We start from the raw sequence: 21229 nt of genomic DNA on the forward strand, positions 1-21229 counted from the left end.
CTCAGTGTTGCTGACTGACCCAGACCGCAATGGCGCGTGTCTCCTCGTCAGTGAAGCCCTTCGCGATGCGGTCCATGACCGTTGCCTCGCGCCGGCCCGTGCGGAAAGCCTGCATGGCAGCCGTGATCGCCTCCGGCTCCTGCCCCTGCAGGGCGGGGACCGCACTGCCGGGTGCACTCGCGGAAGCACCCGATCCATGGCATCCGGAGCAGGTGGAGGCTCCGGGAGGTGCCATGGATTGGGCCGCCGCCGGAACCGTCGCGACAATCAAGGCAGCGGCAGCGGTCAAGGGCGCCAAGAATGCAATGCGCTCCTGCCAGAACGCGAAGGCTCGGCGGGGACGATCCACGCCCTTACGCCCTGCGCAGGTCCGCGTTCGCCAACGGGCCCGAGCGGATGCGTTTCCCGGTCGCGGCGTAGATGGCATTGAGCACCGCCGGAGCCGCCACGAAGATCGTCGGCTCACCGACGCCGCCCCAGAAGTCCCCTGACGGCATCACGATGGATTCCACCGCGGGCATCTCGTCCATCCGCATGATCGGGTAGGTGTCGAAGTTCTCCTGCTCCACCTTGCCGTCCTTCAACGTGATCTCGCCATGGAGAAGGGCGGTGAGCCCATAGGCGAAGGAGCCCTCGATCTGCGCTTCGATCTGCTGCGGGTTCACGGCATGGCCGCAATCCGTCGCCGCCACGATGCGGTGGATCTTCAGCTTTCCGCTCTCGTCGACAGAGACCTCCGCGCAGGCTGCGACATAGCTGCCATAGCCCATGTGCTGGGCGAGGCCGCGATGAACGCCCTGCGGCGCCGGGGTGCCCCAGCCTGCCTTTTCGGCGACGGCGTTGAGCACGGCGAGATGCTTGGGATGGTTCACGAGCAGCCGGCGCCGGAACTCAAGCGGATCCTTGCCCGCGGCATGGGCCAGCTCATCCATGAAACACTCGAGGTAAAGCGCGTTCTGGTTGTTGTTCACGCCCCGCCAGAAGCCCGGAGGGACGGGCGGGTTTCGCATGGCATGGTCGATGAGCAGATTCGGGATGGTGTAGCCGAGCACTCCTTCCGTCCCGCTCGGGTTCAGTCCCTGGAAGGTCGCCGGATCGCGTCCGTTCTGAAGACCCTGGGGATTGATGGTCGCAAGAATCGATTGTCCTGAGATGCGCATGTGCAGCCCGGTCAGATTGCCGTCCGCATCGAGGGCGCCGACCAGCTTCGCCTGGGTGACCGGGTGATAATACCCGTGAAGCATGTCCTCCTCGCGGGACCAGATCATCTTGATCGGTGTGCCGGGCATCTGCTTGGCGATGAGCACCGCCTGCCGCACGAAGTCGTGGCTCGTGGCGCGGCGGCCGAACCCGCCCCCCAGATTGAGACGATAGACCTCGCACTGGCCGACCGGCAGGCCCGCCGCGGATGCCGCCGTCGCAAGGGCGGCCTCGGCATTCTGCGTTGCTGTCCAGACCTCGCACCGGTCGTTAGTCCAGAGCGCAGTGGCGTTCATCGGCTCCATGGTGGCATGGTGCTGATAGGGAAAACCGTAAACCGCCTCGACCGTCTTGGCGGCGCCGGCGATGGCAGCTTTGACGTCACCAGCCTGGTTGCCGACGAAGGTCTGCTCTGCGGTGAGCCCCTCCTTGAGCATCTCGGCGATGCTCTCGCTGGAAAGGCGAGCATTCGGCCCTTCGTCCCATTCGATGGGGAGAGCGTCGAGGGCCGTTTTCGCCCGCCACCAGGTATCGGCCACGACCGCAACCGCATTGTCGCCGACGGACACGACCTTCCTGACCCCGGGCATCCCTTCGACCTGCGCGGCATCGAAGCTCTTGAGCTTCCCGCCGAAGACCGGACAGGCCTTGATGGCCGCATTGAGCATTCCCGGCCGCTGCACGTCGATGCTGTAGATCTGCGAGCCGTTCAGCTTCTCGGCCGTGTCGAGACGTTTCACGGGCTTGCCGGCGATCGTCCAGTCCTTCGGGTCCTTGAGCTGGACATCCTTGGGGGGCTCAAGCTTCGACGCAGCGTCGGCGACCTTGCCATAGGTCGTCGTCCGCCCGGTCGGACCATGGGTGACGACGCCCTTCGCGACGCTGCACTCGCTGGCGGGCACCCCCCATCCATCGGCGGCCGCCTGGATGAGCATCTGCCGGGCGGCGGCGCCGCCCTTGCGCATGTAGTCGTGCGAGTCCCGGATGCCGCGGCTGCCCGCGGTCTGGAAGTTGCCCCAGACGCGGCTGCGGGCAACGTTCTGGCCGGGGGTCGGATACTCGGTCGTCACCTTGTCCCAGTCGCATTCCAGCTCCTCGGCCACCAGCTGGGCGAGGCCGGTCAGCGTGCCCTGACCCATTTCGACGCGACCGACCCGAACGACCACCGTCTCGTCCGGCCTAACCACCACCCAGGCATTGATTTCCGGAGAGGTCTGGGCGAGCGCCTCTCCACCGTTGAACGGGAGATTGAATCCCAAGGCGAGCCCGCCGGCCGCCGCGGCGGAAGTCACAAGAAATGTACGGCGCGATACGTCAAGTGCAGCAGTCATCGATCCCTCCCTGGGCCGTTCAGCCACGGCTCTGCGCGGCAGCGAGCTTGATGGCGGCCTTGATGCGGTTGTAGGTCCCGCACCGGCAGATGTTGGTCATCTCGGCCGCGATGTCTTCATCGGAAGGATTGGGATTGGCCTGGAGGAGAGCCGCAGCGGCCATGATCTGACCACTCTGGCAATAACCGCATTGCGGAACATCGAGTTCGAGCCAGGCCTTCTGCAGGGGATGGGACGTATCCGGCGACAATCCCTCGATCGTCACGATCTTCTGTTCGGGCGTGACCGCCGATAGGGGCAGGCTGCAGGAGCGCGTGGCAACCCCGTCGATATGGACCGTGCAGGCGCCGCATTGAGCGATGCCACAGCCATACTTCGTCCCGGTGAGCCCGACCTGCTCGCGGATGACCCACAGGAGAGGGGTATCTGGTTCGGCATCGACTTCGTGAACGGTTCCGTTGATCGTCAGGCTGGCCATATGCTTCCTCCCGCGTCTTGATTATGGGCGCCGCCTTGCGCGAATACTGAACTATGGATCCTAGAACCGCTCTAACTCCAGTCAATCGTTCGTGACCGGGAAACGCGCAGATCGGTCGTTCCCGGCAGCCACCGGGCGCTCGCTCACCCATCCAACCCGAACAATGTTTCGCCTCAGCAGCAGATCTTCGCCGCGGTCGACCTGATTGCTTCATGTTGGGAGATGTTCCTTCGTCGTGGCTCCATCCTCTCGGAGTCGGAGGCCAGGAATCCCGGAGTGGTTCAGACGGCCGACGTCTCGTATCCCTTCTGAAATCGGGCGGAGGAACAACTTTGCGCCCCTGATGCAACGGTGCGCTGGGGAAGACAGGTCGCCGCCAAGCCCTGCCCCATGGGACCTCCTAGGCCATCGGCGGAGTAGACTGCACCACGTAACCAGCGGTCGTTTCATTCGCGCAGGCTAGGACAAACCAAATGATAGATTGACAGTCGATGCACGTCTGCCTTAGCCCGGGATCGCAGGTGGCATATGAAATTGAGAGCAGCGGATGCTCCCGTAGAAACCAAAAGCCGTCTTGAAGAGGGAAAGCGAGAGCATGACCAAAGCTCCTGGTGGCCTCGGCGAAGATGAACGTGGGTCTTCCGCCTCCACAAGTAGAGAGAATTTCTCGGGCGGAGAAGTATCTTCGGGCAAGAAGTCGCCCGTTCGATCTTTCCTCGATGGAATTTACCTTCTTTCAGGGTGGCTGGCCGGATTTTTCCTACTCCTCATCTTTCTCATCATGATGGGGCTGTCGCTCGGACGGCATGTGGGGATCAACATCCCCGCGGGAGACGATTTCGCGGCATGGTCCATGGCCGCATTGGGCTTCCTTGGCTTGGCCCACACCTTCAAATCCGGTGATCTGATCCGCGTCGGACTCGTCCTCGATCGGCTTCCTCCCTCTGCGCGGCGCCTGATCGAGATCCTTTGTCTCAGCATCGGCACCGCCGTTATCGGCTTCTTTGCTTGGCATGCGGTTCACATGACCTATGACAGCTATCTCTTCAATGATGTATCGGGCGGCGTTGTCGCCGTTCCGCTATGGATTCCGCAGATCGGATATTCGCTCGGACTGACGATCCTCGCCATCGCCTTCGTCGATGAACTCGTTCATGTGCTCAGAGGATATCAGCCCCGCTACGAGAAGCCGAAGCCCGAAACTCCTGAGGAGATTGTCGATCGAGCAGCGGAAGGTGGGATCTGACGATGTTCGCAGACATGAACCTCGTCGCCGTCGCCGCCCTGCTCCTCGGCCTTCTCGTTTTTCTGCTCGCCCTGGGAAACTGGATCGGCATTGCGCTGCTGATCGTGGGCTTCGCCGCCGTCACCATCAGCGCGTCCGTGCCCATCGGATCCGTCCTGGCGACGACGGTCTGGGCCAGTTCCGCCTCCTGGACACTGGCCGCCTTGCCGCTGTTCATCTGGATGGGCGAGATCCTGTTCAGGACGCGCCTGTCCGAGCAGATGTTCCTCGGCCTTGCGCCCTGGCTCAACTGGCTTCCCGGACGATTGCTGCATGTGAACGTGGTCGGCTCAGGGCTGTTCGCCGCGGTGTCGGGCTCGTCCGCCGCCACGTGCGCGACCGTCGGCAAGATCGCCTTGCCGGAGCTGGGGAAGCGCGGGTACAGCGAGCAGATGAGCCTGGGGAGTCTCGCAGGCTCCAGCACGCTCGGCCTGCTCATCCCTCCTTCGATCCCTCTTGTGGTCTATGCCGTCGCAGCAAACGTCTCCGTCATTCAGGTCTTCCTCGCGGGCTTCCTTCCCGGGCTCCTCGTGATGGCGCTCTATTCCGGCTACATCGTGGTCTGGTCCCTTCTCAATCCGGCCAATTCCCCCCCGCCCGAGCCGAGAACGAGCTTCGTCTTCAAGTTACGGCAATCATCCAAGCTTCTGCCGGTACTGATCCTTGTGGTCGCGATCTTCTCGGCACTGATCTTCGGCTTGGCGACGGCCACGGAGTGCGCCGCCTGGGGTGTCACGGGCGCCCTCATCCTCGCCTGGTGGTCGGGCACCCTGACCTGGAAGACGTTCGTGGAAAGCCTGATGAGCGCAGCTCGGCTTTCAGCAACCATCATGCTGATCCTTGCCGGCGCCGCGTTCACGACCGCCGCCATGGCTTACACGGGCATTCCGGCCGCACTTGCCGCCTGGGTGGAGTCACTGCACCTGTCGCCCTACGTGCTGATCGCGGCGCTTGCTCTCATGTATATCATCCTGGGATGCCTCATCGACGGCATTTCGATGATCGTGCTCACCACCGTCGTGGTCCTGCCCATGGTAAAGCAGGCGGGATTCGACCTCGTCTGGTTTGGAATCTTCCTTGTTATCCTGGTGGAGATGGCGCAGATTACGCCACCGGTCGGATTCAATCTTTTTGTTCTGCAGAACATGAGCGGACGCGACAGCTTGGTCATAGCGAAGGCAGCCACCCCGTTCTTCCTTCTGCTTGTGGCGGCATTGGCCATCATCACCGCTTTCCCGGATATTGCGCTGTACGTGCCAAGGCTCGCATTCCCGGAATAAATCCATCGAAAACCAGAGGGAGAAATATCGATGAAGTATATGGCTCGAGTTGGACTCGGACTTGCGGGCGCCTTGCTATTGGGCGCTACGGCGCAGGCGCAGACGAAATGGAATTTGCCCGCAGCCTATCCAATCGACAATTATCACACCGAGAACCTGAACCAGTTCGCCAAAGACGTTGCGGACGCCACTGGCGGAAAACTGCAGATCACGGTGCATCCGAACGCATCCCTGTTCAAGGCACCTGAGATCAAGCGCGCCGTGGCAACCGGCCAGGCGCAGATCGGCGAGGTGCTGATGTCGATCCACGAGAACGAGGATCCGCTGTTCGGGATCGACATCATTCCCTTTCTCGCAACGAGCTTCGACGAATCGGTAAAGCTGTGGAACGCAGCCAAGCCGCAGCTCGAGAAGAAGCTGGAGAGCCAGCGCGTGAAGCTGCTCTACTCGGTCCCGTGGGGGCCGCAGGGGCTCTACTCCTCGAAGGAACTGAAGTCGGTGGAGGACATGAAAGGCCTCAAGTTCCGTGCCTACAATGTCGGAACCGCGCGCATCGGTGAGGCTGTGGGCGCTCAAGCGGTGACCGTCCAGGCGGCGGAACTGCCCCAGGCTCTCGCAACGGGCGTCGTCAATTCCTGGATGTCGTCCGGCTCCACCGGCTATGACTCGAAGGTCTGGGAATCCCAGAAGTACTTCTATGACGTTCAGGCCTGGCTGCCGCGCAACATCGTGATGGTCAACAAGGCCGCCTTCGATGCGCTCGACAAGGACACTCAGGACGCAGTGCTGAAGGCCGCCGCCGCCGCGGAGGAGCGTGGTCTTAAGATCGCGAAGGAGAAGTCCACCTGGTATCTTGAGCAGTTCAAGGCCAAGGGCATGACCGTGTCTCCGCCCTCCCCGGAACTCGAAGCCGGACTCAAGAAAATCGGCGAACAGCTCGCAGCGGATTGGGTCAAGAGAGCCGGCCCCGCGGGCGAGGCCGTCATGAACGAATACAAGAAGATGTGATCGTCTGGATTGGGGACAACCTCGTCCGAACCGAAAACGGCATGGAGGGGAGCTGCAACTCCCCTTCATGACCTCCTGGGAAACTTCGCGCATCTTCCCGACTTTCGAAGACCGCGGAATGCCGAAATCGTAGAGCAACGTGGGATCGTTCTTGCCGATCGTGGCCCTGCGCGGTGAAGTGAAGGAGAAGCTGGTGAGTGCCTCTGACCGGTCAGCGGTCTCATCCCTCTGGGTGCCTCAATGATGCCAAGAATGGCAAAGGGCGGTCGCGCCGTTTACGGAGAGGCAATCGGCATCCTCGTGCTTGACACCTCCTTCCCTCGTATTCCGGGCGACGTCGCCAACGCCACGACATTCGACTTTCCTGTCCGATACCATGTCATCGACGCCGCCACTCCCGAGAAGATCGTCTCGGAGGCCGATCGCGCACGCGCCCTGCTTCCTGCCTTCATCGAGGGCGCGCGATTGTTGGAGAAGCAGGGAGTGCGGGCTATCACGACGACCTGCGGCTTTCTCACGGTCATGCAGAAGGAGATCGCCGCGGCAGTGAGCGTTCCGGTCGTGACCTCAAGCCTGTTTCTGATCCCCCTGTTGCGCTCCATGCTGGACTCTGAGCGGTCCATCGGGGTGCTGACCGCTCATTCCGGGAAATTGTCTCCGGAGCACCTGATTGCTGCTGGCGTGCAGCCGAACTGGGCGGTTCATGTGCGAGGACTGGAGGAGAGCCCCGCATTCAGCCGCGCCATCTTCGGGAAAGGCGATGATTGCATTGAGATGAATGTCGATCAGGTGGAGGCGGAGGTCGTCTCAGAATGCCGCAAACTGGTCGATGATGTCCCGGGCATCGGGTGCATCGTCTTCGAGTGCACCAACCTGCAACCATACGCCCCTGCCGTACAGGCAAGGATCGGCCTGCCGATCTTCGGCATCTACCATTTGGTCAATTTGCTCCAGAGCGGGATCGTCTGCCCGAGGTTCTCGGGCTACATGTGATATCGCGGGGCAAAGCAGCATCGCCCGTTCTTTCGACAGGACCTGAGCCTCGTAGGGGCATCAGCCGATCCAGGCTGATCGGTGCGGCTTTCCATCCATGAAACCCTTCAAATCCGGTTGTGTCCATGAGCTTGCATGTTGTCGTGATAGGAGCAGGCATCGTCGGAGCCGCGACTGCCGTTCATCTGCTGCGCGAAGGCCACAGGGTGACCATCCTCGAACCCGACGAGCCAGGGCGGGAGCAGGCTGCGAGCTACGGCAACGGCGCATGGATCAGCCCTGCATCGGTGGTTCCGATGTCCACGCCGGGCCTCTGGAAGAAGGTGCCGGGATATCTGCTCGACTCCCGTGGACCGCTGACGATCCGGCTGTCGGCATTGCCGAGACTGTCTCCCTGGCTGGTGCGCTTTCTCTACGCGGGAGCAGCGGTTCGCCGCGTGGAGGCGACCGCTCGCGCCTTATCGGCGCTTCTGGAAGATGCCCCTGACAGGCATGCGGAGCTTGCGGCCGAAGCCGGGATTCCCGAGCTGATCAGGCAAAGCGGGCTGCTCTACGTCTACCCCGATCGTGCCGCATTCGAAGCCGAGGCCCTGGCGTGGAGGCTGAGGCGAGACAATGGAGTGCGGTGGATCGAGTTCGACGCGGACGAACTGCATCGGAGGGAGCCTGCGCTCCATAGGCGATACAAGTTCGGGGCCCTGGTGGAAGCCGGAGCTCACTGCACTGACCCGGGAAGCTATGTCGCAGCTCTCGTGCATTACGCTCTAGGTAAAGGGGCAGCCGTCGTTCGGGCACGGGCGACGGGTTTCGACATCGAGGGCGGGCGCTTGCGCGCCGTTCGAACGGACTCTGGCTTTATCGAGTGCGACCGTGCCGTCGTATCCGCGGGAATCCACTCGAAAGCTCTTGCGCGGATCGCCGGCGACCGGGTGTGCCTCGAAAGCGAGCGAGGCTACCACGTCATCATCTCCGATCCCGAGGCCGCCCCGCGCGTTCCCGTGATGCCAAGCGACGGGAAAATGGCGAATACCCTGACGATGCAAGGCCTGCGCGTCTCAGGACAGGTGGAGCTGGCGAGCGTGAATGCCGCGCCGAACTGGAAGCGTGCCGCCGTCCTTCTGAATCATGCCCGCCGCACCTATCCCGGACTTCCCGACCACATCCCGGAGGAGCGGATTTCCCGTTGGATGGGACATCGGCCTTCGACGCCCGACGGTTTGCCCGTGATCGGCACGGCTTCGGCCTCCCGCGACATCGTCCATGCGTTCGGCCACGGGCATGTCGGACTTGCATCGGGACCTGCTACGGCAAGCGCCGTTGCCGATATCCTCGCCGGACGACCATCCCGGCTTCCATTGACCGCCTATGCGCCCGCTCGGTTTCGGACCTGGCCACGAGCGCCGGAGGCTCCGTGAAAGCGGCTCTAGCGCATCGTGCGAGAAAGTGGGCCGGTTTCGCCGTCAAGTTCGCGGCAAGGCAGCTCTAAGCATCGGCAGAGGGAGATCCGCAGGCAGGAACTCACATGAAGGACATCATTCATCAAAAGCTCTGGCGCAGCCTCGATTTGGCGACAAGGGAGAGATTCCCTTTCACAATGATGCAGCTCGCCACCATCGGGATGGATGGCGCCCCGAGGGTTCGCACCGTCGTCGTCAGATAGGCGAGCGAAGCGCATTCCACCCTTTCCCTCGTCACGGATGTTCGCTCCCCGAAGGTTGCCGAGATCCGACACGATCCGCGTGTCTCGCTCACGGGCTTCGCTCCGGAAGGAGGTCCTCAGATCAGGCTCGAAGGCCAAGCGTCGATCATCGATCAGGCCGCGGACAGGAGACCGTTCTGGGACCTGTGCCGGTCTCACACGCGCGCCCTTTTCCAGACGCCTTACGCCCCGGCGTCGAAATTGCTTCGCCTCGTGATCCGGGCAGCGTCATGGAACACTCCAACGGCGAGCACGCGTTTCCCAACTTCTGCGCGGTCACCGACAAACTCTCGCGGCTAGAATGACTCGACCCTTCGAAGGAAGGCCATCAGCGCTGTTTCTTCGGGCATGCGGGCGGCTCCTCGAAGGGCACCTGGATCGCGCCTTAGGCCGGAAGGCCGGTCCCCCTCCACGGTCTCGGCGCGCGAGTTGTGCCTGAACCCATTGGCTGACGCCTCGGGAAGAACCACATTCTGATTCAGGAGGTCCGATGACCAGGAAGAACAACCTCACTCCCCCGTCCTCGGGTAACAGTGCCACGGGCGCGGCCATCGATGCATTTCTGCATGAGGCGCGCCGCGTATCGCCCTTGGAAAGGCGCGATAAGTCTCAGCCGCGCCTGGTCTTCGCCCTCGATGCCACCATGAGCCGCCAGCCGACCTGGGATCTCGCCTGCCGTGTCCAGGGTCAGATGTTTGCTCAGGCCGATCAGGCCGGAGGTCTGCTGGTCCAGCTCGTGTACTTCCGAGGCTTCGACGAGTGCCGCTCCTCGCGATGGGTCGAGGATTCCAGAGCCCTGACCGACCTGATGACGAAGATCGGCTGCCGGGGCGGCCTGACTCAGATCGGTCGTGTGCTCCGCCACGTGCGCACCGAGGCAAGCCGGTTGCCGCTCAGGGTCCTGGTCTATGTTGGGGACGCCATGGAGGAGCCAGTGGACGAACTCTGCCGGATCGCGGGCGAACTCGGCCTCCTGGGCGTCAAGGCCTTCATGTTCCACGAGGGACAGGATCCTGATGCCGCCAGAGCCTTCCAGGAGATTGCTCGACTGACCGGTGGGGCCTATGCCCGCTTCGACAGCGCGGCCCCGCAGACATTGTCGGAGCTGCTGCGCGCGGCTGCCGCCTATGCATCGAGAGGCGTGGACGGTCTGACCCGGCTCGCTCCAGCCAGCTCGCAGGCCCAGGCGCTCCTCACCGCCATGCGCGGGCACAAGCCGTGACGCTCTTTCTCGGCATCGCGGCCGTCGTCATCCTCTGGTGGATCCTGAACGGCTTCGCGCATGCGAATACCGCCCGACTGGCAAAAACCATCAGGATCGTCGGCGGCATTTTGATCTTGGGGGCAGCCGTGCTTCTCGGACTTCGGGGACGGATCGACATGGCTCTGCTGTTGGGAAGCGTCGGAGCCTGGCTTCTCGGATGGGGAAGCTTCAGACTTCCAGGCCTCGGCGGTCATTCTCAGCCGACCTCCGGCGGCACATCCCGGGTGCGATCCGCATCGATCGAGATGGAGCTCGACCACGACACCGGCGACATGAATGGAACCGTGCTGGCCGGGACGTTCGCGGGGCAAGGGCTCAGCACCCTGGACCTGGCACAGCTGCAGCACCTCCTGAGGGAGTGCGGGTCAGACGACCCGGACGGCGTCCGCCTCCTCGAAGCCTATCTCGACCGCCGTTTTCCCGATTGGCGCACGAGGACCCGGGAAGACGAGCAGACGCAGGCGGGTCCGCGACCCTCGTCAGGCACCATGACAGAGGAGGAGGCCTGCCAGATCCTGGACATCAGACCAGGAGCAGATGCGGAGGAAATCCGGCAGGCCTATCGCAACCTCATGAAAAAACTGCACCCCGACCAAGGCGGCTCGGCCTATCTCGCCGCCCGGGTGAACCAGGCAAAGGATGTCCTTTTGAAGCGGCAGCACTGATGGGCCTTGGCCTACGGCATCGCGCGTGAAGGAGCTACGCCGCCACGATGATGTCGAATGACCCGTGGAGAGCACCAGGTTCGGGAGCCTGCCCAGCTACCAGAGGAACGATCACGCTGCGGCGCGCCAGCGGGTCACGGATGCGGTTGAGGACTCCATCACGGGCGTTGAGAGGCTCCCCCTCGATGTACATCTGCGTGACCAGACGGCCCTGCCCCGGCACATACACGGCAAAGTGGATGTGCGGCGTCCGCCCGGGATAAGGCACCGGCCGGATCGTGCGGAACCGGTACCTGCCCTCCCGGTCCACTTGCATGCGGCCATAGCCCTGGAACGCATGATCGATGCGCCCCTGTCCGGCGGCGCGGGGGTGGCGGTAAATGCCGTTGGCATCGCACTGCCAGATCTCGACAATGCTTCCCTTCCTGGGCTGCCCGCGGGTGTCCAGCACACGCCCTGAAACGTGGATGACCTGCCCCAGGGCTTGGGTGGCCTGCCCCACGACCCGCACCAGATCATTGTCCATGTCGGGAGGAAACTCGACAGGGTAGAAAGGCCCCTCTGTCTGTCCGGGGGTCGGCACAAGCTCGGCCGCGCCGAGGCTGTTCGCGACAACGACGGAGGCTGACGCGACCGCAGCATGGATCAGCAATGAGCGCCGGTCGACGGGAAAGAGGGGCGGATCGGTCATCGCAGTGCTCCGGGCGCCAATCACCACGGAGAAGCATAGACCAGTGCCGCCTTCGAACCACCTCTCCACGTCCTGCATCGCACGAATGTGATAAAGGGTTCCACGGCGGGATGTCGCAGAGATGACCGGAACAACGCTTTACACAGTCAGTCGCATTCTGAGCGCTCGGGAGGAGCAAGGCTTCGTCGAAAGCGTGCTCCGAAGGATCGGGGTCTGCGATCCCCGCAAGCTGTTCATGCTGGTGGAAAGCTGACGCTTCCGAAACCGCCCGTCACGGGAGCGCTGGTCATCGGGACGTGACACGCTTAGGCTCCGTCGACCGAACCGGCCTGGATAGCGCGCCGGATGGCCTTCCCGGGCATCCGATGATGTGGGTACCCATCCTGACCGCGATCGTCACCTGCGGTCTTCGGTTCCTCGTCTTCGCGGTCTCGCGGGCCGTCCATCCCGCACCCGGCGGCATCGACACCCTTGTCCCGATCACAAGCGGCCGGCTCGCCGCGCTGGCGGTCGAGGCGCGGATCGTCGGACTATGTCGGGCCGCGCATCTGCAGCTTGGAGGCGCCGTGGCGCCGGGGCTCGGCTTCATCGTCATTCTCGCCGCCGTCGATTTTCCGGACAGCGTTGCGAACCTGAAGAACGGCACAGCCTTCTGGCAAATGGTCGATCCCGTCTGGGTCGTGATGTACCGGCACGTCTGCCTGATTGGATGATGCCATCGCCGCTGTTCACGCGCTGCGTGGATAGCCACCCATTCTTTACAGGGCGTACTCGTCAGCCGGGATCGGCGCCGGACGGCTTGTCGGCAATCCGCTTGATCTCGAAGACCATCGCAACGAGGAAAGCGGACGATATGAGGAGCATCGCCAAAGCGGCGAGCGTTCCCGCTTGGATGCTGGGATTCATCCCGATCAGGGGGATCAGCAACAGACCGGGAATGCCAAGCGTGATCGCACCCAAAATGGAGAGCGTGCTGGCTGGCCCGTCAGATGCAGAAGGCTCGCGAGCCTGTGCCGCCGAGGCATGCCGGGCCCGTTTCTCTGTCCTTTTCGAGGAAACCGGCAGGCTCGGAACCGGCACTCCCATTGTGTGCTTCTGCATGGCGCTCCTCCGCTGATTTGTGCTTCATGCAAGTGTGTCGGCCAAGCCCAAGCCTTGCAAGGCGATCAGAGAGCCGGAGAGAGCGCAATGGAGGTAGTGTCTTCCTCTGCCCGTCGGTGCAGCCATCGTCCGCGAACCCGGGACGACAGGATCCGAGATCTCGAGCAGCCCTTCATTTTTCGGACACTACCGCCCCCGCCAACCAGGCGGGAAACGCTGGTGGAGCGCTGCAGATGTCGATTCTGGCACCTCCCTGAAGCGGGCGGCCGCGTTATAAGGAACGGGACACAGGAGCAGCAAAGGAACGTACCATGTGGCCAGATCGTCGCATCCAGAACCTCTTCGGCATCGAGTTGCCGATCATTCAGGCTCCGATGGCCGGCTCGGTTGGATCGGAAATGGTTGTTGCGGTCTCTGAAGCAGGTGGACTTGGCTCCCTGCCCTGCGCGATGCTCAGTCCTGAGCAGATGCGGAACGAACTTGGGATCATTCGTCAGAGGACTTCCCGGCCCATCAACCTCAACTTCTTCTGCCATCAACCGCCACAGGCCGATCCGGCGCGGGAGACTGCCTGGAGGCAGCGCCTGGAAGGCTTCTCCGTAGAACTCGGACTTGATCCGAAAGCGCCTGTTCCCGCAGCGGCCCGTGTCCCCTTCGACAGCGCCATGTGTGACCTCGTGGAGGAGTTCAAACCCGAGGTCGTCAGCTTCCACTTCGGCTTGCCCGAACGATCTCTGCTGGAGCGGGTCGGAGCGACAGGCGCAAAGATTGTCTCCTCAGCCACCACAGTGGACGAGGCGCGATGGCTGGAGAGTCAGGGGTGCGATGCCATCATTGCTCAAGGCTGCGAGGCCGGCGGGCACCGCGGCATCTTCCTGGGCAGGGACATCTCGACCCAGGCAGGCACGATGGCATTGGTCCCCCAGATCGTGGATGCGGTGAGGGTGCCGGTGATCGCCGCAGGCGGGATCGCGGACGCACGGGGTATCGTCGCCGCCTTCGCATTGGGAGCTTCGGCAGTCCAGATCGGGACCGCCTACCTGTTTTGCCCAGAGGCCAAAGTCAGTTCGATCCACCGCGATGCCCTCAAGCGCGCAAAGGACAACGATACGGTCCTCACGAACGTCTTCACGGGCCGACCCGCCCGTGGGATCGTCAATCGCGTCGTGCGTGAGGTCGGCCCCATGTCAGATCTCGCGCCTGATTTTCCACTCGCCTCCGCGGCGCTGGCTCCGATCCGATCAAAGGCCGAAGCCGGCGGATCGGGTGATTTTTCGCCGCTCTGGGCGGGTCAAGCCGCTGCCCTCGGGCGAGAGCTTCCGGCTGATGAGCTCACGCGGCAGCTTGGCTCGGACGCGCTCGCGGTCATCGCCCGCCTACACTCATCCGATGGTGCTCCTTCGGCTTGATCTCGGATGAGTCGACCGATGTGGATCACACTCATGCAACTCATCCAGCGTCGCTGCCCAATTGCCCCACCTTTTCCGGACCGGCCACTTCCTTCTCGATCGGACTTTTTGCCACTTGGAAGCTCAGCAACGCCCTCCTGACAAGCGGATCAAGCTTGTCGGGACCCTGGCTGCCATGAGCCAGAAGAGTCTTGCGCATTCCCGGCGTCCAGAACGCCATGAGATGATCCTGAATTCCCTTGACGGCTTGGTCCTCTGGGTAAGACCGAAAAAAGCTGGCAATCTGATTGGCCATGTGGATGAGCTTCTCAGTATTCATGCAAGACGTCCTGTACATGAATGCGCTCCAAGGCGACGGAGTCGGAGCCGAGGTCGCATGGCGCTGCCGTCATGAGGGCGAAAGGGATGCCCCCAGACGTGAGGTTGAGAGGAATCTCGCATGAGCTGGTGCGTCCTCCTCGAACAGGCTTGTCCTCCCTGAACGCGATGATGGAGGTCAACGTCCCCACCGAATCAAGGATTTTGAGATTGTCCTTACTCGGCCGCATCGGCATTGGCATCGATCCGCGTGAGTGCGACATCCTCCTCATAGAACCGGTCCTGCCAGTCGGAGAGGCGGTTCGTGCGGCGCACCTGCACCGCCGTCACCTTGTATTCCGGACAATTGGTCGCCCAGTCGGAATAGTCGGTTGTGATCACGTTCGCGCCGGTCTTGGCATGGTGGAAGGTTGTGTAGACCACCCCCGGCTGCATCCTCTCGCTGATCCTGGCCCGTAAGGCGATATCGCCCGACCGGCTCTCGAGGGACACGAGATCGCCATCCTGAATACCGCGGCTCTCGGCATCGAAAGGATGGATTTCCAGTACGTCCTCCTCATGCCAGCGGCTGTTCTCCGTGCGCCTTGTCTGTGCGCCGACATTGTATTGAGACAGGATGCGGCCCGTGGTGAGGATCAGCGGGAATCGCGGCCCCGTGCGCTCCTCGGTCGGCACGAATTCCGTGATCATGAACTTGCCCTTGCCCCGCACGAAACGGTCCACGTGCATCATCGGCGTTCCATTGGGAGCTGCCTCGTTGCACGGCCACTGGATGGAGCCGAGTTGATCCAGCTTTTCATACGAAACACCCGCGAAGGTGGGCGTGAGACGGGCGATCTCGTCCATGATCTCGCTGGGATGCGAGTAATGCATCGGGAAGCCAAGGGCATTCGAGAGAGCGATGGTGACCTCCCAGTCCGCGAGGCCGCCCAACGGCGTCATGACCTTCCGCACGCGGTTGATGCGGCGCTCGGCATTAGTGAAGGTGCCGTCCTTTTCGAGGAAGGAGGAGCCCGGCAGGAAGACGTGCGCGTACTTCGCGGTCTCGTTCAGGAAGAGGTCCTGGATAACGACGAACTCCATGGCCTTCAATCCGGCCGTCACATGCTGCGTATCCGGGTCGGACTGAGCAATGTCCTCGCCCTGGATGTAGAGCCCCTTGAAGGCCCCGGTGACGGCTTCGTCGAGCATGTTCGGAATGCGCAGGCCGGGCTCTCTCTCGAGGCGCACCCCCCAGAATGTCTCGAACATCTGCCGGGTGGCATCGTCGGAGACATGTCTATAGCCTGAGAACTCGTGCGGGAACGAGCCCATGTCGCAGGAGCCCTGAACGTTGTTCTGCCCTCGAAGGGGGTTTACGCCGGTTCCCGCCTTTCCGATATTGCCGGTCGCCATGGCGAGATTGGCCATGCCCATGACCATGGTCGAGCCTTGGCTGTGCTCGGTGACGCCGAGCCCGTAATAGATCGCAGCCCTGCCACCGGTGGCATACAGACGGGCAGCCGCCCGAACGTCTGCGGCCGGAACGCCCAAAAGGTCCTCGACGGCTTCGGGCGAGTGGCGCTCGTCGGCGATGAAACGCGCCCAGCTCTCGAAGTCAGGGAGATCACAGCGCTCGCGCACGTAATCCTCGGCAACCAACCCCTCCGTCACAATCACATGCGCCAGGGCGTTGATCATCGCCACATTCGTCCCAGGCAATAGGGGCAGGTGATAGTCGGCCTCGACATGGGCCGACCTGACGAGATCAATCCGGCGCGGGTCGATGACGATGAGGCGGGCCCCCTCGCGCAGCCGCCGCTTCATGCGGGATGCAAAGACCGGGTGGCCATCAGTCGGATTGGCACCGATGACGACGATGACGTCCGCCTCGTCCACGGAGGCAAAATCCTGAGTACCGGCGGACGTGCCGAGCGTCGTCTTCAGTCCGTAGCCCGTGGGTGAATGGCATACACGGGCGCAGGTATCGACATTGTTGTTGCCGAAGCCTGCGCGAACGAGCTTCTGCACCAGGAAGGTCTCCTCGTTCGTGCAGCGAGAGGACGTGATGCCCCCGATGGAGTCGCGGCCGTATGTCGCCTGGATGCGTTCGAACTCGCTCGCCGCACGGCCGATCGCCTCCTCCCAGGAGACCTCGCGCCAGGGATCGGTGATCCGCTCACGGATCATCGGCTTGGTGATGCGGTCCTTGTGAGTGGCATAGCCCCAGGCAAACCGCCCCTTGATGCAGGAGTGCCCCTCATTGGCCTTGCCGTGCTTGTATGGCACCATGCGCACGACTCTATCGCCCTTCATCTCGGCCTTGAAGGAGCACCCGACGCCGCAATAGGCGCATGTCGTGATGACGGAGTGCTCCGGTGTGCCGTGCTCGATAACAGAGTTCTCGTTCAATGATGCGGTCGGGCAGGCCTGCACGCAGGCGCCGCACGAAACGCACTCGGAGCCGAAGAAGTCGACACCGCCCGCCGAGACACGGGAATCGAACCCCCTGCCCTGGATCGTGAGGGCAAAGGTGCCCTGCACCTCCTCGCAGGCCCGCACGCAGCGCGAGCAGACGATGCACTTCGAAGCCTCGAAGGTGAAATACGGGTTTGACGTATCCTTAGGGGCATCGAGATGATTTTCACCCTCGTATCCATAGCGAACCTCGCGCAGGCCGACGGCGCCCGCCATGTCCTGAAGCTCGCAATCGCCATTGGCCGAGCACGTCAGGCAGTCCAGCGGGTGATCCGAGATGTAAAGCTCCATCACGCCGCGACGGAGCTTGGCAAGTCGGTCGGTCTGGGTTCGGACCACCATGCCCTCCTCGACAAGTGTCGTGCAGGAGGCAGGCGTGCCGCGCCGCCCGTCGATCTCGACAAGGCAAAGACGACAGGAACCGAAGGGCTCCAATTTGTCTGTGGCGCAGAGCTTCGGGATTTCCGTGCCCAGCATCATCGCAGCCGCCATGACGGACGTGCCGGCCGGCACCGAGACGGCATTGCCATCAATGGTCAGGGCCACCGTCTTGTCCGCAATGCGGATCGGCGTGCCGTAATCGACTTCCTTGATCAGAGCCATGCTCCCGCTCCATCACTCGGCCGCGACAGGTACACGCGGCGCCTTGTCGAAATCTTCAGGAAAATGAGTGAGTGCGCTCATCACGGGCACAGGGGTCAGGCCACCCATGGCGCACAATGAGGCATCGGTCATCAGGCTACAGAGATCTTCGAGAACCTCGAAGTTCTTCTCAGGCTCTATACCGGAGATGATTCTGTCCATGACTTCCACGCCGCGCACCGCACCGACGCGGCACGGTGTACACTTGCCACAGCTCTCGGCTGCGCAGAACTCGAAAGCGAAGCGAGCCTGCCGCGCCAAGTCCACGCTGTCATCGAACACTACGATGCCACCATGTCCCAGGAGCCCCTTCTGGGCCGCAAGAGCCTCATAATCCAGAGGCAGGTCCATCATGGATGCGGGGAAGTAGGCCCCGAGCGGCCCGCCGACCTGAACGGCCCTCACCGGCCGTCCGCTGACAGTCCCGCCTCCGAACTCCTCGACGATCTCGCGCAGGGTTGCACCGAAGGCGATCTCGATGAGCCCGCCACGCTTAACGTTGCCTGCCAATTGGATCGGCAGCGTTCCACGGGAGCGCCCCATGCCGAAATCGGCGTAGGTCTGTCCACCATGGGCCAGGATCCACGGCACGGTGGCCAAGGACAGCACATTGTTGACGACGGTCGGCTTGCCGAACAGTCCCTTCAGGGCCGGCAGCGGCGGCTTGGCCCGCACCATGCCGCGCTTGCCCTCAAGGCTTTCCAGCAGGGACGTTTCCTCACCGCAGATATAGGCTCCGGCTCCAAGACGCGCTTCGAGCGTGAAGGCGCGCCCTGATCCCATGACCGACGGGCCGAGATAGCCCGCCTTCGTGGCGAACTCGATGGCCTTCGACACGGTGCGGTAGGCATGGGGATATTCGGAGCGGATATAGATGAAGCCCTTTGACGCTCCCACGGCCAATCCTGCGATGGTCATGCCTTCGATGAGGCAGAATGGATCCCCCTCCATGAGCATGCGGTCCGCAAAAGTGCCGCTGTCACCCTCGTCCGCGTTGCAGACGACGTATTTCCGGTCGGCTGCCGCATGAAGCACCGTGTCCCACTTGATGCCTGTCGGAAAACCTGCTCCACCCCGACCCCGCAGCCCGGAGAGTTTGACCTCATCGACGACCGCCTGGGCCACCAGGGAGTGTGCTCGCGCGAGACCGGCATAGCCGCCATGGGCCCGGTAGTCCTCGATGGAAAGCGGATCGACGATGCCACACCGCGCAAAGGTCAAGCGCGTCTGCCGTGCGAGATAAGGCTCGTCCTCCATGCGCCCCAGTCGGAGAGGATGTGCAGCCCCCGTCAGGAATCCAGCCTCGAACAGGTCAGCGACATCCGAAGACTTGAGGGGGCCATAAGCGATCCTGCCGCCCGAAGTCTCAACCTCCACCAACGGCTCGAGCCAGAAAAGCCCTCGGGAGCCGGTGAAGACGAGATCAAGGGGCAGCCCTCGCGCGGCCGCCTCCTCGCTCATTCTCTGGACGACCTGGGAGGATCCGAGGGCAAGCGATGCGGCATCGCGGGATACGAAGATTTTGGTCATGCTCCCCTCGCCTCCTGAACGACCGCGTCGAGCCGCTCCCGGGTGAGCCTTCCTATGGGCTCACCGTCATAGAGTGCGGATGGGGCACAGGCACATAACCCAAGGCAGTAGACCCCCTCAACCGTCAAGACACCGTCCGGAGTGGTCTCACCCCAACCAATTCCCAGCTTCGCCAGGAAGTCGCCTGCGATTTGCGGACCATTCATGGATTGGCAGGCCTCAGCGCGGCAGAGTTTGAGGACGTGCTTCCCGGCCGGCTCGTGCCGAAAATCGTGATAGAAGGTCACAGCTCCATGAATCTCTGCCCGGGACAGATTGAGGGCTGAGGCTATCATCGGCACTGCGTCCTCTGGGACATAGCCGAATTCCTCCTGCAGAGCATGAAGGATCGGCAACGTGGGCCCATCCAGAGAGGAGTACGCTGCGATGATCTCACTCATACGAGTGAGATCCTTCTCAAGAAGCTTAGGCATTACCTCACCGGCATTTTATCCGTTTTTTCAAGACTGCTCGCCTTGGGCCCGATATGCAACTGGGATATTTCCCGCAGCCCGATTGCACGATGGCCCGAGGCTGAAATCGATCTTCCCCAGTCTGACAATGATACGTTCCAACGCCTGCTGCCGATGCGGACGGTCGAAAGCCGGGATGAGATGATTGGTTACAAGAATCGTGAGAACAGATTCGTGAGGCGCAGATCCAAGCGAGGATTTCACTCGCCAGAACTGGCGACATTCATGGAGGAGATCCCTGCACCGATAATGTCAAGCACGCGTGCGGCGGCCCGCCAACGGCATTCTCGTGACAAGTTGAAGGAGGCTCTGCCCGGATGCCGGACCAAGCATGCCTCTAGGAAAAACGAGGTTGACGAAGGAGCTGGCGCAAGTCGCTAGGGCAAGGCTACCGTCGCACCTTTCCCAGGCGAGCACCAACGCTGCTTTCTCCTGACAGGCAGCGTTGGTAAAGTTGCGCCTGATCAGGCAGCCACAGCCTGCTTCGCCTTGGCCGTGTGGGTTGCGATCAGATCCATCAGTTCCGGAGAGAGGCAGTCGTAAGGTTCCAGACCGAGTTCTCTCAAACGGGCTCGAATCTGGGGCATCTGAGCCGGATCAGCCCCGGACTCGATGACGGACGATACAAACGCGGCGAATCCCGGAGCGGCCCACCCATTTTCAGGAGAGAGCTCCGTGTGGATGAAATCGAGGCCATAGAAGGGATGGTTTGGATTCTCGATCCGGCCGAACATATGGACGCCGCAAACCTTGCATGCATGCCGCTGGATCGTAGCCGACGGATCGACGACCTGCAGCTTGTCGGCATTTGCCGTCACGGTCAGATTCTCGCGCGGCACAACCGCAACCATGGCAAACAGGGCGCCCTGCGGCTTCCAACACTTGGTGCAGCCACACAGATGATTGTGGGCGCTGTTACTCTTAGTTTCGACAACGACAGGATCATCCGCACACTTGCAGACGAGTTTGCCACCAGCAAAGTTCGTATCGCCGGAGGTTATACCATTATCGACAGCTGGGTGGATCGAGAGAGATGCAGCCATTGAACTCTCCTTTGCTCCGCAAAAGTCTGATCGGCAGACCGGCACAGCTTATCATGCTCCGAAATCGCACAGCAGACGAAAAAGTAGCAGTGCAAGACGGAAGGCTCGAGGCAAGCCGAAATAAAAAACGGGCGCACAGCGCCCGCTTCTGAGAAACCGTTCCTGCGGCTGCCGGAAGGCTCAGGGCCCACCCAGTCGCGTGGCGTGCCAGCGGAGGTGGTCCTCGATGAAGGTTGCGATGAAGAAGTAGGAATGGTCGTAGCCGTCCTGGCGGCGCAGGGTGAGGGGCTGGCCGGCTCTTGCGCAGGCCTCCTCCAGAAGCT

Annotated in this window: 22 protein-coding genes and 1 pseudogene; 11 read left to right on the forward strand and 12 right to left on the reverse strand. The window is 62.4% G+C overall.

Annotation, left to right across the window (positions count from 1 at the left end; genetic code table 11):
• Position 1 precedes the first annotated feature (1 nt).
• The 3 genes from GR328_RS24310 to GR328_RS24320 are packed head-to-tail and all read right to left on the reverse strand — an operon-like array spanning position 2 to position 3009.
• Positions 2-349 (reverse strand): c-type cytochrome, encoded by a 348-nt coding sequence (locus tag GR328_RS24310; protein ID WP_343039477.1) that lies wholly within the window; start codon positions 347-349, stop codon positions 2-4.
• Between the two features lie 4 nt (positions 350-353).
• Entirely contained in the window at positions 354-2531 is a 2178-nt protein-coding gene (locus GR328_RS24315) for a xanthine dehydrogenase family protein molybdopterin-binding subunit (protein WP_160888250.1), read from the reverse strand.
• Between the two features lie 19 nt (positions 2532-2550).
• Entirely contained in the window at positions 2551-3009 is a 459-nt protein-coding gene (locus GR328_RS24320; RefSeq protein ID WP_160888251.1) for a (2Fe-2S)-binding protein, read from the reverse strand.
• Between the two features lie 595 nt (positions 3010-3604).
• Here GR328_RS24320 and GR328_RS24325 point away from each other — a divergent pair.
• The 5 genes from GR328_RS24325 to GR328_RS24345 all read left to right on the forward strand — a co-directional run bounded on the left by GR328_RS24325 (position 3605) and on the right by GR328_RS24345 (position 8990).
• Positions 3605-4255, forward strand: coding sequence for a TRAP transporter small permease (locus GR328_RS24325; RefSeq protein ID WP_160888252.1), 651 nt, complete (start codon positions 3605-3607; stop codon positions 4253-4255).
• A gap of 14 nt (positions 4256-4269) precedes the next feature.
• Entirely contained in the window at positions 4270-5574 is a 1305-nt protein-coding gene (locus GR328_RS24330; RefSeq protein ID WP_160888269.1) for a TRAP transporter large permease, read from the forward strand.
• 30 nt (positions 5575-5604) lie between these two features.
• Positions 5605-6582 carry a TRAP transporter substrate-binding protein gene (locus tag GR328_RS24335; RefSeq protein ID WP_160888253.1) on the forward strand — a complete coding sequence of 326 codons (978 nt, stop codon included), beginning with the start codon at positions 5605-5607 and terminating at the stop codon, positions 6580-6582.
• Positions 6583-6834: 252 nt separating this feature from the next.
• Positions 6835-7575: an aspartate/glutamate racemase family protein gene (locus GR328_RS24340; protein WP_160888254.1), complete on the forward strand. Its 741-nt coding sequence runs from the start codon at positions 6835-6837 to the stop codon at positions 7573-7575.
• 125 nt (positions 7576-7700) lie between these two features.
• Entirely contained in the window at positions 7701-8990 is a 1290-nt protein-coding gene (locus tag GR328_RS24345; RefSeq protein ID WP_160888255.1) for an NAD(P)/FAD-dependent oxidoreductase, read from the forward strand.
• 124 nt (positions 8991-9114) lie between these two features.
• On the opposite strand, the gene GR328_RS24350 is transcribed toward GR328_RS24345, so the two are convergent.
• A complete protein-coding gene (locus tag GR328_RS24350) occupies positions 9115-9270 on the reverse strand; it encodes a hypothetical protein (RefSeq protein WP_160888256.1) in 156 nt (51 codons plus the stop codon).
• A 28-nt stretch (positions 9271-9298) separates the two neighbouring features.
• On the opposite strand from GR328_RS24350, the gene GR328_RS28680 reads away from it, so the two are divergent.
• The 3 genes from GR328_RS28680 (at position 9299) to GR328_RS24365 (ending at position 11203) form a co-directional block, all read left to right on the forward strand.
• Entirely contained in the window at positions 9299-9574 is a 276-nt protein-coding gene (locus GR328_RS28680; RefSeq protein ID WP_425487074.1) for a hypothetical protein, read from the forward strand.
• Positions 9575-9764: 190 nt separating this feature from the next.
• Positions 9765-10496, forward strand: a complete 732-nt coding sequence (locus GR328_RS24360; RefSeq protein WP_160888257.1) for a vWA domain-containing protein — start codon at positions 9765-9767, stop codon at positions 10494-10496.
• Positions 10493-11203 carry a DnaJ domain-containing protein gene (locus GR328_RS24365; RefSeq protein WP_160888258.1) on the forward strand — a complete coding sequence of 237 codons (711 nt, stop codon included), beginning with the start codon at positions 10493-10495 and terminating at the stop codon, positions 11201-11203. Before GR328_RS24360 ends, GR328_RS24365 begins: the two co-directional genes overlap by 4 nt.
• Before the next feature lie 34 nt (positions 11204-11237).
• Here GR328_RS24365 and GR328_RS24370 read toward each other — a convergent pair whose 3' ends face one another.
• Positions 11238-11894 (reverse strand): dioxygenase family protein, encoded by a 657-nt coding sequence (locus GR328_RS24370; protein WP_160888259.1) that lies wholly within the window; start codon positions 11892-11894, stop codon positions 11238-11240.
• A gap of 121 nt (positions 11895-12015) precedes the next feature.
• Between GR328_RS24370 and GR328_RS24375 the strand changes: the two genes are divergently transcribed.
• Both GR328_RS24375 and GR328_RS24380 read left to right on the forward strand, forming a co-directional pair.
• A complete protein-coding gene (locus tag GR328_RS24375; RefSeq protein WP_160888260.1) occupies positions 12016-12147 on the forward strand; it encodes a helix-turn-helix domain-containing protein in 132 nt (43 codons plus the stop codon).
• Between the two features lie 115 nt (positions 12148-12262).
• Positions 12263-12607: a cytochrome c oxidase subunit 3 family protein gene (locus GR328_RS24380; RefSeq protein ID WP_205790274.1), complete on the forward strand. Its 345-nt coding sequence runs from the start codon at positions 12263-12265 to the stop codon at positions 12605-12607.
• A 61-nt stretch (positions 12608-12668) separates the two neighbouring features.
• On the opposite strand, the gene GR328_RS24385 is transcribed toward GR328_RS24380, so the two are convergent.
• Positions 12669-12995 carry a hypothetical protein gene (locus tag GR328_RS24385; protein WP_160888261.1) on the reverse strand — a complete coding sequence of 109 codons (327 nt, stop codon included), beginning with the start codon at positions 12993-12995 and terminating at the stop codon, positions 12669-12671.
• 311 nt (positions 12996-13306) lie between these two features.
• On the opposite strand from GR328_RS24385, the gene GR328_RS24390 reads away from it, so the two are divergent.
• Positions 13307-14404: an NAD(P)H-dependent flavin oxidoreductase gene (locus tag GR328_RS24390; protein WP_160888262.1), complete on the forward strand. Its 1098-nt coding sequence runs from the start codon at positions 13307-13309 to the stop codon at positions 14402-14404.
• A 40-nt stretch (positions 14405-14444) separates the two neighbouring features.
• Here the strand turns inward: GR328_RS24390 and GR328_RS24395 are convergent, their stop codons facing one another.
• The 6 genes and pseudogenes from GR328_RS24395 to GR328_RS24420 all read right to left on the reverse strand — a co-directional run.
• A complete protein-coding gene (locus GR328_RS24395; RefSeq protein ID WP_246216076.1) occupies positions 14445-14699 on the reverse strand; it encodes a formate dehydrogenase subunit delta in 255 nt (84 codons plus the stop codon).
• A gap of 239 nt (positions 14700-14938) precedes the next feature.
• Positions 14939-17782, reverse strand: a complete 2844-nt coding sequence (gene fdhF / locus GR328_RS24400; protein ID WP_160888264.1) for a formate dehydrogenase subunit alpha — start codon at positions 17780-17782, stop codon at positions 14939-14941.
• Between the two features lie 12 nt (positions 17783-17794).
• On the reverse strand, positions 17795-19351 hold the full coding sequence (locus tag GR328_RS24405) for a formate dehydrogenase beta subunit (protein ID WP_160888265.1): 1557 nt from the start codon (positions 19349-19351) through the stop codon (positions 17795-17797).
• Positions 19348-19791, reverse strand: coding sequence for a formate dehydrogenase subunit gamma (locus GR328_RS24410; protein ID WP_246216077.1), 444 nt, complete (start codon positions 19789-19791; stop codon positions 19348-19350). The genes GR328_RS24405 and GR328_RS24410 overlap by 4 nt, the downstream gene beginning before the upstream one ends.
• A gap of 536 nt (positions 19792-20327) precedes the next feature.
• Positions 20328-20906 carry an S-(hydroxymethyl)glutathione synthase gene (gene gfa, locus GR328_RS24415; protein ID WP_160888267.1) on the reverse strand — a complete coding sequence of 193 codons (579 nt, stop codon included), beginning with the start codon at positions 20904-20906 and terminating at the stop codon, positions 20328-20330.
• 180 nt (positions 20907-21086) lie between these two features.
• A pseudogene (locus GR328_RS24420) lies at positions 21087-21229 on the reverse strand (S-formylglutathione hydrolase); the annotation flags it as partial.

Origin of the sequence: Microvirga makkahensis (assembly GCF_009830105.1) — a bacterium.
Lineage (GTDB): Bacteria > Pseudomonadota > Alphaproteobacteria > Rhizobiales > Beijerinckiaceae > Microvirga > Microvirga makkahensis.